Source organism: Pseudomonas sp. 1121_17 (assembly GCF_052850745.1).
In genome coordinates, this window is sequence record NZ_VXCX01000003.1 from 443001 (window position 1) to 459119 (window position 16119).

Annotated in this window: 22 protein-coding genes; 10 read left to right on the forward strand and 12 right to left on the reverse strand. The window is 61.2% G+C overall.

The annotated features are described in order from the left end of the window. Window positions 1-15: 15 nt before the first annotated feature. The 6 genes from FW789_RS09600 to FW789_RS09625 all read right to left on the reverse strand — a co-directional run bounded on the left by FW789_RS09600 (window position 16) and on the right by FW789_RS09625 (window position 3427). Window positions 16-255 (reverse strand): BolA family protein, encoded by a 240-nt coding sequence (locus FW789_RS09600; RefSeq protein ID WP_101316880.1) that lies wholly within the window; start codon window positions 253-255, stop codon window positions 16-18. 118 nt (window positions 256-373) lie between these two features. Further along, window positions 374-676: an STAS domain-containing protein gene (locus tag FW789_RS09605; protein WP_103436184.1), complete on the reverse strand. Its 303-nt coding sequence runs from the start codon at window positions 674-676 to the stop codon at window positions 374-376. Then, the gene (locus tag FW789_RS09610; RefSeq protein WP_207072457.1) at window positions 673-1326 is read right to left on the reverse strand and encodes an MlaC/ttg2D family ABC transporter substrate-binding protein; all 654 of its coding nucleotides are present in this window, start codon (window positions 1324-1326) and stop codon (window positions 673-675) included. The genes FW789_RS09605 and FW789_RS09610 overlap by 4 nt, the downstream gene beginning before the upstream one ends. 9 nt (window positions 1327-1335) lie before the next feature. Next, window positions 1336-1821 (reverse strand): outer membrane lipid asymmetry maintenance protein MlaD, encoded by a 486-nt coding sequence (gene mlaD, locus FW789_RS09615; protein WP_101316874.1) that lies wholly within the window; start codon window positions 1819-1821, stop codon window positions 1336-1338. Next, entirely contained in the window at window positions 1821-2618 is a 798-nt protein-coding gene (gene mlaE / locus FW789_RS09620) for a lipid asymmetry maintenance ABC transporter permease subunit MlaE (protein ID WP_101316871.1), read from the reverse strand. The genes mlaD and mlaE overlap by 1 nt, the downstream gene beginning before the upstream one ends. Then, window positions 2618-3427, reverse strand: coding sequence for an ATP-binding cassette domain-containing protein (locus tag FW789_RS09625; protein ID WP_207072456.1), 810 nt, complete (start codon window positions 3425-3427; stop codon window positions 2618-2620). Before FW789_RS09625 ends, mlaE begins: the two co-directional genes overlap by 1 nt. A 243-nt stretch (window positions 3428-3670) precedes the next feature. Here FW789_RS09625 and FW789_RS09630 point away from each other — a divergent pair, with 243 nt between their 5' ends. The 10 genes from FW789_RS09630 (at window position 3671) to FW789_RS09675 (ending at window position 10716) form a co-directional block, all read left to right on the forward strand. After that, window positions 3671-4645: a KpsF/GutQ family sugar-phosphate isomerase gene (locus tag FW789_RS09630; RefSeq protein WP_340612962.1), complete on the forward strand. Its 975-nt coding sequence runs from the start codon at window positions 3671-3673 to the stop codon at window positions 4643-4645. A gap of 14 nt (window positions 4646-4659) precedes the next feature. Then, window positions 4660-5184 carry a KdsC family phosphatase gene (locus tag FW789_RS09635; protein WP_446431375.1) on the forward strand — a complete coding sequence of 175 codons (525 nt, stop codon included), beginning with the start codon at window positions 4660-4662 and terminating at the stop codon, window positions 5182-5184. Window positions 5185-5192: 8 nt separating this feature from the next. Beyond that, window positions 5193-5765, forward strand: coding sequence for an LPS export ABC transporter periplasmic protein LptC (gene lptC, locus FW789_RS09640; RefSeq protein WP_103436181.1), 573 nt, complete (start codon window positions 5193-5195; stop codon window positions 5763-5765). Then, window positions 5752-6279: a lipopolysaccharide transport periplasmic protein LptA gene (gene lptA, locus FW789_RS09645; RefSeq protein WP_101316862.1), complete on the forward strand. Its 528-nt coding sequence runs from the start codon at window positions 5752-5754 to the stop codon at window positions 6277-6279. The genes lptC and lptA overlap by 14 nt, the downstream gene beginning before the upstream one ends. Then, window positions 6280-7005: an LPS export ABC transporter ATP-binding protein gene (gene lptB, locus FW789_RS09650; RefSeq protein ID WP_101316860.1), complete on the forward strand. Its 726-nt coding sequence runs from the start codon at window positions 6280-6282 to the stop codon at window positions 7003-7005. It begins immediately after the preceding gene. Between the two features lie 170 nt (window positions 7006-7175). After that, window positions 7176-8699 carry an RNA polymerase factor sigma-54 gene (locus FW789_RS09655; RefSeq protein ID WP_411562134.1) on the forward strand — a complete coding sequence of 508 codons (1524 nt, stop codon included), beginning with the start codon at window positions 7176-7178 and terminating at the stop codon, window positions 8697-8699. A gap of 78 nt (window positions 8700-8777) precedes the next feature. Next, the gene (hpf, locus tag FW789_RS09660) at window positions 8778-9086 is read left to right on the forward strand and encodes a ribosome hibernation-promoting factor, HPF/YfiA family (RefSeq protein WP_101316856.1); all 309 of its coding nucleotides are present in this window, start codon (window positions 8778-8780) and stop codon (window positions 9084-9086) included. A gap of 12 nt (window positions 9087-9098) precedes the next feature. Next, window positions 9099-9566, forward strand: coding sequence for a PTS IIA-like nitrogen regulatory protein PtsN (ptsN, locus tag FW789_RS09665; protein WP_103436178.1), 468 nt, complete (start codon window positions 9099-9101; stop codon window positions 9564-9566). A 2-nt stretch (window positions 9567-9568) separates the two neighbouring features. Continuing rightward, window positions 9569-10423 (forward strand): RNase adapter RapZ, encoded by an 855-nt coding sequence (rapZ, locus tag FW789_RS09670; RefSeq protein ID WP_411563742.1) that lies wholly within the window; start codon window positions 9569-9571, stop codon window positions 10421-10423. 20 nt (window positions 10424-10443) lie between these two features. After that, entirely contained in the window at window positions 10444-10716 is a 273-nt protein-coding gene (locus FW789_RS09675) for an HPr family phosphocarrier protein (protein WP_101316850.1), read from the forward strand. A 52-nt stretch (window positions 10717-10768) separates the two neighbouring features. Here FW789_RS09675 and FW789_RS09680 read toward each other — a convergent pair whose 3' ends face one another. The 6 genes from FW789_RS09680 to pmbA form a co-directional block, all read right to left on the reverse strand. Next, window positions 10769-11662, reverse strand: a complete 894-nt coding sequence (locus tag FW789_RS09680; protein ID WP_186697873.1) for a ZIP family metal transporter — start codon at window positions 11660-11662, stop codon at window positions 10769-10771. 11 nt (window positions 11663-11673) lie between these two features. After that, the gene (locus tag FW789_RS09685; protein WP_186697494.1) at window positions 11674-12285 is read right to left on the reverse strand and encodes a superoxide dismutase; all 612 of its coding nucleotides are present in this window, start codon (window positions 12283-12285) and stop codon (window positions 11674-11676) included. 1 nt (window position 12286) lies between these two features. Beyond that, a complete protein-coding gene (locus FW789_RS09690) occupies window positions 12287-12748 on the reverse strand; it encodes a DUF2753 family protein (RefSeq protein ID WP_186697492.1) in 462 nt (153 codons plus the stop codon). A gap of 18 nt (window positions 12749-12766) precedes the next feature. Further along, a complete protein-coding gene (locus FW789_RS09695; RefSeq protein ID WP_446431376.1) occupies window positions 12767-14143 on the reverse strand; it encodes a class II fumarate hydratase in 1377 nt (458 codons plus the stop codon). Beyond that, window positions 14136-14537, reverse strand: coding sequence for a FagA protein (locus FW789_RS09700; RefSeq protein ID WP_178080747.1), 402 nt, complete (start codon window positions 14535-14537; stop codon window positions 14136-14138). Before FW789_RS09700 ends, FW789_RS09695 begins: the two co-directional genes overlap by 8 nt. Before the next feature lie 128 nt (window positions 14538-14665). Beyond that, the gene (pmbA, locus tag FW789_RS09705; protein WP_103436173.1) at window positions 14666-16012 is read right to left on the reverse strand and encodes a metalloprotease PmbA; all 1347 of its coding nucleotides are present in this window, start codon (window positions 16010-16012) and stop codon (window positions 14666-14668) included. Window positions 16013-16119 lie beyond the last annotated feature (107 nt).

The window sequence follows — 16119 nt, forward strand, 5'->3', positions numbered from 1 at the left end:
CGCCGCCAAGTTGGCTCAGGTGCGCTCAGCCCAGGCTGCGCTGCTGAAAAATTTCATGGTTACCGCGTGGATACTGCCATCGGCAATCCACGGATTCAGGTGAGCATAGATCGCCTGTTGACGCTTTACCGGGCTCTGCCCCGCCAGCTCGTCGCTGATCACGTTCAACTGGAAGTTGCAGCCTTCGCCTTCAACTTCGACCCGGGTTCCGGGCAATTTCGCTTCAAGGAAGCTCTTAACTTCTACGGCCTGCATGCTCAACCTCAATCGGCGCCCTGTGCGCGCGGGTCGGCCATCATACAAAAAAGCCCCTCGCCTGCGAAGCCCATGAATGGACACGCTGACCGAGGGGCCTTTTCACCTTGCCGGGCAATCAGCCCGCCAACACTTCGTCGAGGTCATAGACCTCGGCGATTTCACGCATGTCGTCAGGCATGCCACGCAGTGCCCAGGACTTGCCCGCGGCCTGCGCATCACGCATGAACGCCAGCAGCAGCGACAAGCCGACACTGCTCGACTTGACTACCGCCGAGCAGTCCAGCATTACCTGCTGCTTACCACAGGCGGCAATCAGTGCCTTGCCCTGCTTGCGCAGGGCTGGGCCCGTGCGAAAGTCCAGCACGCCGGCCAGACGCAGCACGCCCGGCTCGGCCATGCTTACGCTGGTTTCACTCATTTGACTGCCTTCTCCGGCGAGCTGTCGGCGGTTTGCTTGGCCTTGGCCACTTCACCTGCCCAGCCGTCGATGGTCTTGTCCAGGTTATTGCCATTGCGCGACATGGCGTCGGCGAACTGGTCACGGAACAGCTTGCCGATGTTGATGCCGTTGACGATGACGTTACGCACCTTCCACTCGCCGTCCAGTTTGACCATGGTGTATTGCACCGGGTAAACCGAACCATTGGTACCGGTGACCTTCATGCCCACGCTGGTGCGATCACCTTCATCGCCCTTGGCAGGGTCGAGGGTGATGCCCTGGTTGTTGTACTCGAGCAAGGCATTGCCATAGAACTGCATCAAGCTGCGCTTGAAGTTCTCCTGGAAGCGCTGCATCTGCGCAGGCGTAGCCTTGCGCGAATACTTGACGGTCATGATGCTCTTGGAGATGCCATCAGCGTCGACCACCGGGCCGAGGTTGCTGTTGAGAGCATCGTAGAACGCCTGCGGGTCAGCCTTGTATTGCTGCTTGTTGGCCTTGAGGTCGCTGAGCAACTGATTGGTAGTGGTCTGAATCACTTCCCGGGCGGTTTGCCCAGGTGCAGCGGTGGTCAGCAGGGGGAAAGCCGCCAGCAGGACCAGCAAACCGCGTCGCAGGATCGAGATCATGGAAACTCCTTAATTAGCTGGGTTGGCTTCTTTCGGTTCTTTGCCAACAGTATTGAGCAGGAACTTGCCAATCAGATCTTCCAGTACCAGGGCAGACTGGGTGTCATGGATGGTGCTGTCATCTTTGAGCACCTGATCCTCACCACCCACGCTGATACCGATGTACTTCTCGCCGAGCAACCCGGCGGTCAAGATCGATGCAGTGGAGTCGACCGGCAGATTATCGACGTTCTTGTCCAGTTGCAGCGTGACCCGACCGGTGTAGGAATCGCGATCCAGATCGATGGCCGTGACCTTGCCGATGGTCACACCGGCCATGGTCACTTTAGCTCTGACCGTCAAACCGGCGATATTGTCGAAGTACGCGTAAACTTTATAGGTATCGCTGGTCGGGCTGGCCGATAGCCCGCTGACACGCAGGGCCAGCAGCAGCAACGCCAGGATCCCGGCCAGGAGGAACAGGCCGACACCGATTTCCAGGGTGCGGTTTTGCATCAGAAATCTCCAAACATCAAGGCGGTCAGAATAAAGTCCAGACCCAGCACTGCCAACGAGGCATAGACCACGGTCTTGGTGGTGGCACGGCTGATCCCCTCTGAAGTGGGCTCACAGTCATACCCCTGGAAAACGGCAATCCAGGTCACGACGAAGGCAAACACCAGGCTTTTGACCAGGCCGTTGAGCACGTCATCGGTGAATGAAACACTGTTCTGCATGTTGGCCCAGAACGAGCCTTCGTAGACACCCAGCCAGTCGACTGCCACCCACGAGCCACCCCAGATCCCCACCACGCTGAACATCAGCGCCAGCAGCGGCAGCGAAATGAAGCCGGCCCACAGCCGCGGTGCAACGATGTACTTGAGTGGGTCGACGCCGATCATTTCCAGGCTCGACAACTGCTCGGTGGACTTCATGTTGCCGATTTCGGCAGTCAACGCAGAGCCCGCGCGACCGGCAAACAGCAGCGCGGTGACGACCGGGCCGAGTTCGCGCAACAGCGTCAGAGCAACCATCTGCCCGACCGCTTGCTCGGAGCCGTATTTGGTGAGGATGCTGTAGCCCTGCAGGGCCAGCACCATGCCGATGAACATGCCGGAGACGACAATGATCGCCAGCGACAGTACGCCGACCGAATAAAGCTGCTTGACCAGCAACTGGAAGCCACCGCCAAGCCCGCCGCGGCCGACCAGGGCGTGGCCCAGGAACAGGCACGAACGACCCAGTACTGCCACTACATCGATGGCCGAGCGACCGAGCAGGCGTACGCGTTCAAGTAAGGATCTTCGGCGCATCAACGCGTCCCCAGCAGATCGGCGCGGTAGTCAGGCGCAGGAAAATGGAAAGGTACCGGTCCGTCCGGATCGCCCTTCATGAATTGGCGGATGCGCGGATTGTCCGAGCCCATCAGCTCGTCCGGAGAGCCCTGACCCAGCACCTGGCCATCACCCACTACATAGATGTAGTCGGCGATGCTCGCGGTTTCCGCCAGGTCGTGCGACACGACGATACTGGTAATGCCCAAGGCATCGTTGAGCAGACGGATCAAACGCACCAGAACACCCATCGCGATAGGGTCCTGGCCGACGAATGGCTCGTCGTACATGAGAATCTGCGGGTCCAGGGCAATCGCCCGCGCCAACGCCACCCGCCGTTTCATGCCGCCGGAGAGTTCGTCGGGCATCAGATCGATGGCGCCGCGCAGGCCAACGGCCTGCAGTTTCATCAGGACGATGTCGCGGATCATCTCTTCCGACAGCTCGGTGTGCACCCGCAGCGGGAAGGCAACGTTCTCGAACACGTCGAGGTCGGTGAACAATGCACCGCTCTGAAACAGCACGCCCATCTGCTTGCGTGCATCGAACAGATCACTGCGCGACAGCGTCGGCAAATTCTGCCCGGCCACCCACACTTCGCCGCTGGCGGGGCGCAGCTGGGCGCCCATCAGGCGCAACAGGGTGGTCTTGCCGCACCCCGATGGCCCCATGATGCCAGTGACCTTTCCGCGCGGGATGCGGATGTCGACATTACTGAAAATGCTGCGCGAACCGCGCTTGAAGGTAACCCCCTTCAACTCGACCGCGTAGGCGCTATCCACACTCATCTAGACTCCTTGCAATACAGCCTCGTCCAATGGACGCCTGCCCTCATCGTGAAGGCACACACGCCCCACCCGGGCCGGATCAGCGGCGAACTATAGCACCGCAGGCGGGCCCGCCCCAAGGCTATCGCAGCGTCATTCAGGCGAATGACAGGCGGCCGCGGCAGGCTTAAGACAATCCAGTGATGAGCCTTTCGCACATTGCGGCTATAATCGGCGCCTTTTCATCAGGCATTGCTTTTCGACATGAGCCAATCCAGCGAGCTGATCCAATCTGCCCAGCGCACTTTGCGCCTGGAACTCGAGGCTGTTGAGGGCCTGTTGCCGCGTATCGACGACAATTTCGTCAAGGCCTGCGAACTGATTCTGGCCAGCAAAGGCCGTGTGGTCGTGGTTGGCATGGGCAAGTCCGGGCATATCGGCAACAAGATCGCGGCGACCTTGGCCAGTACCGGTACGCCGTCATTTTTTGTCCATCCGGCCGAAGCCAGCCACGGTGACATGGGCATGATCACCCGTGATGACGTGATCCTGGCGCTGTCCAACTCCGGCAGCACTGCCGAGATCGTTACCCTGCTGCCATTGATCAAGCGCCTTGGCATTCAGCTGATCAGCCTCACCGGCAATCCCGATTCACAACTGGCGCAAGCGGCCGAGGCCAACCTCGATGCGCGCGTGGCGCAGGAAGCCTGCCCGCTGAACCTGGCACCAACTTCCTCGACCACCGCAGCGTTGGTGCTCGGCGATGCCCTGGCGATCGCCCTGCTTGAGGCCCGCGGCTTCTCGGCCGAGGATTTCGCCTTCTCGCACCCCGGCGGCGCCCTTGGCCGACGTTTGCTGCTCAAGGTCGAAAACGTCATGCACTCGGGCGACGAGCTGCCGCAGGTGCAACGTGGCACCCTGCTCAAGGAAGCGCTGCTGGAAATGTCCCGTAAAGGTTTGGGCATGACCGTCGTGCTGGAAAACGACGGTACCCTGGCTGGCGTGTTCACTGACGGCGACCTGCGCCGCAGCCTGGACCGCAATATCGATGTACACACCACCCTGATCGATGAGGTGATGACCGTGCACGGCAAGACTGCCCGCGCCGAGATGCTCGCCGCTGAAGCCTTGAAGATCATGGAAGACCACAAGATCGGCGCCCTCGTCGTGGTCGATCAGCACGATCGCCCGACCGGCGCGCTGAACATGCACGACCTGCTCCGCGCCGGAGTCATGTGATGAACGGAGATGCCATGAGCGAAGACATCCTGCAACGCGGCAAAGCCATCAAGCTGGCCGTTTTCGACGTCGACGGTGTGCTCACCGACGGCCGCCTGTACTTCCTTGAAGACGGCAGCGAATTCAAGACCTTCAACACCCTCGACGGCCAGGGCATCAAGATGCTCATGGCCTCGGGTGTGACCACGGCAATCATCAGCGGGCGCAAGACCCCGGTGGTCGAGCGTCGGGCGGAGAACCTCGGCATCCCGCACCTGTTTCAGGGCCGCGAGGATAAACTGGTGGTTCTGGACGGCCTGCTCGCTGAACTGGGCCTAAGCTATGAGCAGGTCGCCTACCTGGGCGACGACCTGCCCGACCTGCCGGTGATTCGCCGGGTCGGCCTGGGCATGGCCGTAGCCAACGCTGCCGTGTTCGTCCGCCAGAACGCCCACGGGGTAACCCAGGCCCGCGGCGGCGAAGGTGCTGCCCGCGAGTTCTGTGAACTGATCATGCAGGCCCAGGGTACCCTGGACGCTGCCAACGCCAACTACCTGTAAGGCCGCACATGTTCAGCAAAAAAGCTAAAAACATCGCGCTGCTGGGGCTGATCGCTGCCCTGCTGGTAGCGGTCGGCTACTGGAACGTCAGCCCCGAGAGCTTCCTCGACAAGCCACAGGCGCAGGTCGACGAAAGCGCCATCGACTACTATGCGATCAATGCCCACAGCGTGCAGTTCTTGCCTGACGGCAAGATGCAATATGAAATGACCGCCGACAAGGTCGAGCACCTCAAGGCCAGCGAAGTCACACTGCTGACCACGCCAGACCTGCACATGTATCGCGGCACCGCGTATCCCTGGCATGTCCAGAGCGTGCGTGCGGAGGTCAACCCGGATGGCACCGAGGTCGAGCTGATCGACAAGGTACGGGTTGCTCGCACCGACGAAAAACAACGCGAAACCATCATTACCAGCACGCGCATGACGGTGTTCCCGCAGAAGCAATATGCGCAGACCGAGCAAGCCGTTAGAATCGACGGCGCCGGCGGCACCACCACCGGCGTTGGCATGAAAGCGTATTTGAAAGACGGCAGGATGGACCTGCTGTCCAACGTAAGAGGACAGTATGAGGCTCGTTAAAACCCTCCCTTTTTTGCTCAGCCTGAGCGCAGCACTGGGAAGCGCGAGCGCCTTGGCCCTGCCGAACGATCGTGACCAGCCAATTCGTATCCAGGCCGACGACGCTCACCTGGATGACAAACAAGGCGTAGCTACCTACCGCGGCGACGTGATCATCACCCAAGGTTCGATGATGATCAAAGGCAACACCGTGACCATGACCCGTGCCGCCAATGGCGACATCGACGTGGTGACTTCGGTGGGCAACCTGGCCTACTTCGAGCAACAGCAGGACGCCGCCAAGCCCGACAAGATGAAAGGCTGGGCCGTGACGATTCAATACCAGGCGCAAAAAGACACGGTGATTCTGACCGACCGCGCCAAGGTCGAGAATGAAAGCAACACCACCGAAGGCGAGAAGATCGTCTACAACACCAAGTCCCAGGTGGCAACCGCAGGCAATGCCGGTGGCGCCGCCACGACCAAGCGTCCGCGCATCGACATGGTGATCCAGCCGAAGAAGAAGGCCGAGTAAATGGCGACTCTCAAAGCCCAGCATCTGGCCAAGAGCTACAAGGGCCGCCAGGTGGTTCGCGACGTCAGCCTGTCGATCGACAGCGGCCAGATCGTCGGCTTGCTCGGCCCCAACGGTGCCGGCAAGACCACCTGCTTCTACATGATCGTAGGCCTGGTTCAGGCCGATCAGGGCCGCGTGCTGATCGACAACAATGACGTCAGCCACCAACCCATGCACGGCCGCGCCCGTGCCGGGATTGGCTACCTGCCGCAGGAAGCGTCGATCTTCCGCAAGCTGTCGGTTGCCGACAACATCATGGCGATCCTCGAAACGCGCAAGGAACTCGACCGTGACGGCCGTCGCAAGGAGCTGGAAAGCCTGCTGCAGGAATTCCATATCAGCCACATCCGCGACAACCTCGGCATGAGCCTTTCCGGTGGCGAACGCCGCCGTGTCGAGATTGCCCGCGCCCTGGCCACCGCACCCAAGTTCATCCTGCTGGATGAACCGTTCGCTGGCGTCGACCCGATCTCGGTAGGTGACATCAAGCAGATCATTCATCACCTCAAGGCCAAGGGCATCGGTGTGTTGATCACCGACCACAACGTCCGCGAGACGCTGGATATCTGTGAGACAGCCTACATCGTCAACGATGGTCAACTGATCGCCGAAGGCGATGCCGAGACCATTCTGGCTAACGATCTGGTCAAGGAAGTCTACCTGGGCCACGAGTTCCGGCTCTGAGGCCCTTGCCTGGGCACTGGCAGCAGCAAGCTAAAACAGCTTAAGTGTTACAGTGCTCTAGGCAAACGCTACAAATTAAGGCATATAACTTGCTTGAAATTGGCGCCGCGGCGCCCTTCGTGTAGTGGATGGCGCAGATGCGCCGGCGGACAAGGTATTAAGCCCAAGCTATGAAACCATCGCTCGTCCTAAAAATGGGCCAGCAACTGACGATGACCCCGCAGTTGCAACAGGCCATTCGTCTGCTTCAGCTCTCGACCCTGGACCTCCAACAGGAAATTCAGGAAGCGCTGGAATCCAACCCGATGCTCGAACGCCAGGAAGACGGCGAAGACTTCGACAACAGCGACCCGCTGGCCGACAGTGCCGAAAGCAAGCCAAGCGCCGAAAACCTGGACAACAGCTTCCAGGACAGCGGTTTTCAGGATGGCAGCCTGCAGGAAGGCAGCGCCGCCAGTCAGAACCTTGAAGAAGGCGACTGGAACGAGCGCATTCCCAACGAACTGCCGGTCGACACAGCCTGGGAAGATGTCTACCAGACCAGCGCCAGCAGCCTGCCCAGCAACGACGATGACGAGTGGGACTTCACCACCCGCACCTCTGCCGGCGAGAGCCTGCAAAGCCACCTGCTGTGGCAGCTGAACCTGGCGCCGATGTCCGATACCGATCGCCTGATTGCAGTAACGCTGATCGACAGCATCAACCAGCAAGGCTATCTGGAAGACACCCTCGAAGAAATCTGCGCAGGCTTTGACCCGGAGCTCGACATCGAGCTCGATGAAGTCGAGGCCGTGCTGCACCGTATTCAACAGTTCGAACCCGCCGGCGTTGCCGCACGCAACCTGGGCGAGTGCCTGCTGCTGCAGCTGCGTCAGTTGCCGGCCAATACGCCTTGGTTGACCGAGGCCAAGCGCCTGGTCAGCGACTTCATCGATATGCTCGGCAGCCGCGACTACAGCCAGCTGATGCGCCGTATGAAGCTCAAGGAAGACGAACTGCGGCAGGTCATCGAGCTGGTGCAGAGCCTCAATCCGCGGCCTGGCTCGCAGATCGAGTCGAGCGAGCCGGAGTACGTGGTGCCTGACGTGATCGTGCGCAAGGACACCGACCGCTGGCTGGTCGAGCTGAACCAGGAAGCCATGCCGCGCCTGCGGGTCAACCCGCAATATGCAGGCTTTGTCCGCCGCGCCGATACCAGCGCCGACAACACCTTCATGCGCAACCAGTTGCAGGAAGCGCGCTGGTTCATCAAGAGCCTGCAGAGCCGCAACGAGACCTTGATGAAGGTCGCCACGCAGATCGTCGAGCACCAGCGCGATTTTCTCGAGTACGGCGACGAGGCGATGAAACCGTTGGTGCTGCATGACATCGCCGAAGCAGTGGGCATGCATGAGTCGACCATATCCCGCGTCACCACCCAGAAGTACATGCACACTCCGCGTGGCATCTTTGAGTTGAAATACTTTTTCTCGAGCCACGTCAGCACCTCCGAAGGCGGTGAATGCTCGTCCACGGCGATCCGCGCGATCATCAAGAAACTGGTTGCAGCGGAAAATCAGAAAAAGCCATTGAGTGACAGCAAGATCGCTGGTTTACTGGAGGCACAAGGCATCCAGGTAGCCCGTCGCACCGTCGCCAAGTACCGCGAGTCGCTCGGCATAGCACCGTCGAGTGAACGCAAGCGACTGATGTAGCCCCAGGATGTGCCACAGCGTTTTTGTGGCAGGTGCAAGACCTGCCTCTTTATGCACGGGCAACAAAGGAGAAGCTGTATGCAAGTCAACATCAGTGGACACCATGTAGAAGTAACCCCACCACTGCGCGACTACGTCGAGCAGAAGCTGAAGAGACTCGCAGGGCACTTTGACAAGATCACCAACGTCACGGTGATCATGAAAGTCGAGAAACTGCAGCAGAAGATCGAAGCGACTCTGCAGATTCCGGGCGGCGAAGTGGTTGCCAATGCCGAAGATCTAGACATGTATGCAGCCATCGACAATTTGGCTGACAAGCTCGACCGCCAACTGAAAAAACACAAGGAAAAACAGCAAAGTCTCCTGCAAGGTGCAGCTGCTCGCTGATCCCCCTCATCCATGATCCGACTTGAAACCATTCTGACCCCCGGCCGTTCCTTGGTGAACGTGCCGGGCGTCAGCAGTAAGAAACGCGCCCTCGAAGAAATCGCCAAGGTCGTAGCCAGCGAAGTCAGCGAGCTCGACCAGCAAGAAGTCTTCGAGAAGCTGATCGCCCGCGAAAAACTGGGCTCCACCGGGTTTGGCAATGGCATCGCCATTCCGCACTGCCGCCTCAAGGGCTGCGCCAATCCGGTCAGCGCCCTGCTCCACCTGGATCATCCAATCGACTTCGATGCCATCGATGGCGCCCCGGTGGACCTGCTGTTCGTCCTGCTGGTGCCCGAAGCTGCCACCGATGCTCACCTTGAGCTGTTGCGCCAGATTGCCAGCATGCTCGATCGCGAAGACGTGCGTAAGCGTCTGCGCGCTGCGAGCAACAACGAGGCCTTGTACCAGGTCGTCCTGGACGTGCAAAACGGGAGCTGAGCATGCGCCTGATCATCGTCAGCGGCCGCTCTGGCTCCGGCAAGAGCACTGCACTTGCCGTGCTGGAAGACAATGGCTTCTACTGCATCGACAACCTGCCCGCCGGGTTGCTGCCGCAGCTGGCTGAAAACACGTTGATCAATACCGAGCTGATGCAGCCCAAGGTTGCCGTCTCGATTGATGCGCGCAACCTGCCAGGCCATCTGTCACGCTTCCCCGAGCTGCTCGAGGATGCCCGCGCACGGCACATCCAGTGCGATGTGCTGTACCTGGACGCCGACGAAGACACCCTGCTCAAGCGCTTCTCCGAAACGCGCCGGCGTCACCCACTGACCAACGCCAATCGCTCGCTGGCCGAAGCCATTCGGGTAGAGAGCGATATGCTCGGGCCGATTGCCGACCTTGCCGACCTGAAGATCGATACCACCAACCTCAACCTCTACCAGCTACGCGATTCGATCAAGCTGCGCCTGCTCAACCAACCCGAGCCGGGTACGGCGTTTCTGGTTGAGTCGTTTGGCTTCAAGCGGGGCATGCCGGTAGACGCCGACCTGGTGTTCGACGTGCGCTGCCTGCCCAACCCGTACTGGAAGCCGGAAATCCGCGAACACTCAGGCCTGGATCAGCCGGTCATCGATTACCTGGCTGCGCAGCCGGATGTCGAAGAGATGTTCCAGGATATCTCCAGCTATCTGCTCAAATGGCTGCCGCGCTTCGCCGCCAGCAACCGTGCCTATGTCACCATCGCCATCGGCTGCACCGGCGGCCACCATCGCTCGGTGTACCTGACCGAGCGCCTCGGCCAGGTTCTGCAGCAATCCTTGAAAAACGTCCAAGTCCGCCACCGCGACCTCTAGCCCACAGGATTTACCCGAACATGCCCGCCCGCGAAATTACCATCATCAACAAGCTGGGCCTGCACGCCCGAGCGGCCGCCAAGTTCGTCGGCGTGGCCGGGCGCTTTCCTTGCCAGGTGAGGGTCGGCCGGGCGCCAGACAAGCTGGTCGATGGCAAAAGCATCATGGCGGTGATGATGCTCGCAGCGGGCAAGGGCACTCAGGTGCACCTGTTCACCGAGGGCGAGCAGGAAGACGAGGCACTCCAGGCCGTGGTGGATTTGATCAACAACTACTTCGACGAAGGCGAATAACGCCCCGCCGCTGCCAGGCCCAGCGCTGCCGCAGCGCTGGACCAGCAAGCGGTCACGACATGGCCGTGTCCATCACCATCATCAGGCAGAAGCCCACGCACAGCCCCAGGCTTGCCAGGCGATAGTTGCCGTTGCTGCGTGATTCCGGAATGATCTCCTGCGTCACCACCAGCAACATCGCTCCCGCCGCGCAGGCCAGGCCCAGCGGTAGCAGCAGTTCGGCAACATTCACTAGCCATGCGCAGATCACTGCTGCCAGCGGCTCGACCAGGCCCGAGGCCGCGCCGATCAAGAAAGCCTTGAAACGCGACATCCCCGCTCCGGCCAGCACCAATGCGATCACCAGACCTTCCGGCACATCCTGCAGGGCGATGCCCATGGCCAGGCTGTCGGCGTCCGGCATGCCGCCACCGGCCGATACGCCAATGGCCATCCCTTCAGGAATGTTATGGGCAATGATGGCAATCACGAACAGCCAGATCCGCGCTGCGATAACCGGCTGATTGCCGTTACCGACCAAGGCTTCGGGTGAAGCACCCGAGACCTTGAAGTCGACCAGAAACAGGCAAAGCGCGCCTAACAGCAGGCCGAAACTGATCAGCCCACCGGCGCCCCATGGGCTGAAACCGATCGCCTGTGCAGCGGTCAGGCCCGGCATGATCAGCGAGAACGCAGTCGCTGCCAGCATCACTCCAGCGCCGAAACCGAGCAAGGTGTCAGCCACCGCTACCGGCATATTGCGGATCACCAACACCGGCACCGCGCCCAGCGCAGTGCCCAGAGCGCACAGTGCACCGCCCTCCAGAGCCCGCAGTATGCGCGGCTCCAGGCCCAGCCAATCGATCCCGCGTGCCACTAACAGCGCAGTCCCGACCAGCAACAGCAAAGTCCCCAGCGCCAGACGAAACAGGCGCACACTGCTGACAGACATCACCTGCGAGCGCATACCGGTTAGGCTCACTTCAAGGCTTGCTGATAGCGGCGTTCCACTTCGGCCCAATCGACCACGTTGTAGAACGCGCCAATGTATTCAGGCCGGCGGTTCTGGTACTTCAGGTAATAGGCGTGCTCCCACACGTCCAGCCCGAGGATCGGCGTGTTGCCGTGCATCAGCGGGCTGTCCTGGTTGCCGCTGCTCTCGACCACCAGTTGCTTGGTCGGGGTCACGCTGAGCCAGGCCCAGCCACTGCCGAAGCGGCTCAGCGCAGCCTTGGTGAAAGCCTCCTTGAAAGCATCAAAGCCACCTAATTGCTGCTCGATGGCCTTGGCCACCTCGCCTTGCGGCACGCCGCCGCCATTGGGCGCCATAACAGTCCAGAACAAGGTGTGGTTGGCGTGGCCACCGCCCTGGTTGATCACCGCTGCCTGCAACTTTTCAGGCAATTGCTTGACCGCGCCAACCAGTTTTTCCACCGGCCACTCAGCCCACTCGGTGCCCTCGATGGCCGCGTTGAGGTTGTTGATGTAGGTCTGGTGATGCTTGCTGTGGTGGATTTCCATGGTCTGGGCGTCGATGTGCGGCTCCAGCGCATCGTAGGCGTACGGCAGTGCAGGCAAGGTATGCGGCATATCAGTGGATTCCGTAATTAAGTGAGTGAGGTGCAACTTCCGGCGCAGCAATCAGCTCGCTCGCCACGCCAGCCTGGCGGTTGAGCAAGCGCGCGGTGCGCGGGTACTGGCCGTACTCGGCAATGAAATTGAGCAGCTCGGTGTAGGTACGTGCGCTGTGGCGCAGTGCCGCCTCGCGTAGCGGCTGCGGCAGTCGTGGCTCGTGGCTGGCCTGCAGCAGGCGCTGGTGGGCAGCGCAGAGGTAATCCGCGCTTTCGTGGGGTTGGTTCAGGCGCAGGTGCAGATCGGCCAGGTTGTGATGGGCGATTACCAGTGCGGCAACCGCCTCGTCAACGTCATGCCAGCGCTCGAGCAGCACCTGGGCCAGGGCCAGCGCTTGCAGGTAATGCTCCCGAGCGTCGACCCAGTCGCCTTGGGCAAACAGCCGGTTGGCGTGATCGGTGGTGCGTTTCCAGTGCTGCATGACGTGCCTCCTGGACGGTCAGATACCGCCAGCGGTGAGTTTTTCCGGGTCAAGCAAGGCTTCAAGCTGGTCACGCGAGAGGTCGGTGTGCTCCAACGCCACGTCGATGATCGGCCGGCCTTGCTTGTAGGCGGTCTTGGCGATCTCGGCGGCCTTCAGGTAGCCGATGATCGGGTTCAGCGCGGTGACCAGAATCGGGTTGCGCGCCAGGGCTTCCTTGAGCTTGCTTTCATTGACCTTGAAGGTCGCGATGGCCTTGTCGGCCAGCAAGCGGCTGGCGTTGGCCATCAGCTCGATGCTCTCCAGCAGGTTGCGAGCGATTACCGGCAGCATCACGTTGAGTTCGAAGTTGCCCGACTGCCCGGCCACGGCGATGGTGGCGTCATTGCCGATGACTTGTGCAGCCACCATGGCGGTCGCCTCGGGAATCACCGGGTTAACCTTGCCCGGCATTATCGAAGAGCCAGGCTGCAGGGCCTGCAGTTCGATCTCGCCCAGGCCCGCCAGCGGGCCGGAGTTCATCCAGCGCAGGTCGTTGGCGATCTTGGTCAGGGCAACGGCGGTGGTTTTCAGCTGGCCAGACAGCGCCACGGCAGTGTCCTGCGAACCGATCAGGGCAAACAGGTTGTCACCGGGAGTGAATTCGATCGCGGTCAGGCCGCTCAGCTGGCGGGCGAAACCGGCGGCGAACTGCGGGTGAGCGTTGATCCCGGTACCTACCGCAGTGCCGCCTTGGGCCAGCGCCTGCAGGCTCGGCAGGGTCGCTTCAAGATGGCTCAAGGCAGCGCGGATCTGTGCCGCCCAGCCAGCCAATACCTGGCTCATGCGCACCGGCATGGCATCCATCAGGTGAGTGCGGCCGGTCTTGACGTGGTGATGCACCTCGACGGCCTTGGCATCGATCACCTGCACCAGGTGGCGCAGCGCCGGCAGCAACTGCTCGTGCATGGCCAGCGCAGCGCTGACATGGATGGTAGTGGGGATGATGTCGTTGCTGCTCTGGCCACAGTTGACGTGGTCATTAGCGTTGACTGGCTCGCCCTGGACGCGGCTGGCCAAGGTGGCAATCACCTCGTTGGCGTTCATGTTCGAGCTGGTACCAGAACCCGTCTGATAAACGTCGACCGGGAAGTGCTGAATGAAATCCTCGGCCAGCAACTGCTCGACCGCCTGGACGATGGCCTGGCCCTGCGCCGGCGAGATCTGCTCGAGTTCGACGTTGGCGTTGGCCGCTGCCGCCTTGGCCAGCAACAGTGCACGGATGAACTGCACCGGCATGCGCTGGCCGCTGATCGGGAAGTTATCGACCGCGCGCTGCGTCTGAGCGCCATACAGGGCCTGGGCCGGCACCTGCAGTTCACCCATGCTGTCACGCTCGATACGGGTATTACTCATGGTCAATTCCTTGCAACAGTTCGTCGGGGGAAATCGAAGGCAGCAGCACGCAATTGGCGAGCTGCATGGCATAGGGCTGCCAGCGCTGGTTCTGCTCGAGGCGATCGAGGCTGCGCAGGTCCAGCAACGGCCGCCAGGCCTGGTCCAGGCACTGCGCGCGCCAGTGCCAGGGCAGCATGCGGTCGCTGGCGGTATCCAGCAGCAGGCGCAGGGAAGTCAGGGCGACGGTCCATGGCGAGGTCGCGGTGCAGCACACCAGGTAGCGACCTTCGGCCAGGTAATGCTCGATCAGTCGCGGCTCGTCGGGGTCGAGCGCGCAGCGAATGCGCCGGCTCAGCCAACGCCAGTTTTCCAGGTAGGGCAACTCATGGAGTACGGTATTCATGAATATCATCACTGCTGGGCGGTGTAATGATATTCATTATTAAGTGATAAATAGAATCACTTCAACCCCGAAAGCAAAAACAAAAGACCCGGCGCGATGGCCGGGTCCGGGATGTGCAACTGGGACAACGGAGGGTTTTAGCTGCCCGCGACCGTCATGCGCTCGATCAGCACAGAGCCGCTGTGGATATTGCTGCGGGTTTCCAGATCGCTGCCAATCGCCACAATCTGCTGGAACATGTCTTTCATGTTGCCGGCAATGGTTACTTCCTGCACAGCGAACTGAATCTCGCCGTTTTCGACCCAGTAGCCCGCTGCGCCACGCGAGTAATCACCCGTGACCATGTTCAGACCATGGCCCATAAGCTCGGTGACCAACAGGCCACGGCCCATGCGCCGAATCAATGCAGCTTGATCTTCGACGCCATGGGTGACGAACAGGTTGTGCACGCCCCCCGAGTTGGCGGTGCTTGGCAAGCCCAGCTTGCGCCCCGAATAGGTACCGAGCAGGTACGACACCAGCTCGCCGTTTTCGACGAACGGCTTGGCGTAGGTGGCCAGGCCATCACCGTCGAACCCCGCGCTGCCCAGTGCCCGCGGCAGGTGCGGGCGTTCATCCAGGGTCAGCCAGCTGGGGAACAGGCGTTGCCCCAGCGAGCCTTCGAGGAACGACGACTTGCGGTACAGGTTGCCGCCCGAGATCGCCCCAAGAAAGCTGCCGAACAGGCCACCGGCAAGCTCGGCAGAGAACAGCACCGGCACTTCGCAGGTCGGCACCGGGCGCGCACCCAGGCGGCTTGCAGCACGTTGCGCTGCATGCAGGCCAATACTGCGCGGGTCGGCCAGCAGATCGCCCTGGCGGTTGACGTCATACCAGTAGTCGCGCTGCATCTGCCCGTCGGCTTCGGCAATCATCACGCAACTGAGGCTGTGCCGGGTCGAGGCATAGCCGCCGATAAAGCCATGGCTGTTGCCGTAAACACGGCAGCCCTGATGGGTGTTGAGGGTAGTGCCGTCGGCATTCTTGATCCGCGGATCGGCATCAAAAGCAGCGGCCTCACAGGCCAGTGCCTGCTCGATGGCCTGCTCGGGGCTGATGTCCCAATCGTGGTACAGGTCAAGCTCAGGGATATCGCGGGCCATCAGGGCGGCATCGGCCAGCCCGGCGCATTCGTCTTCCGAGGTGTGCTTGGCAATCGCCAGGGCTGCAGCAACGGTTTCGCGAATGGCCTCCGGGCCGCTGGCCGAGGTACTCGCCGAGCCCTTGCGCTGGCCGACATAGAGGGTGATGCCAAAGCCCTGGTCACGGTTGAACTCGACCGTCTCGACCTCGCGCTGACGCACCGTGGTCGACAAACCCTGCTCCAGCGACACCGCCACCTCGCAGGCGCTGGCACCCTGGCGGCGCGCTTCGGCAACGATCGCCTCGACTTGCTCCTGCAAGGCCGGCAGGTCCTTCGGGCCTATGCTCTGGACTGCACTCATGGTCTTCTCCACTCAAATTCTGCTTACGGCTAGGGTCATTCTACGACCGGGCCGGACAATTGGCCCCCGACTGGTTATCATGGCGGCGATTTCTAGCGGACGGCCAC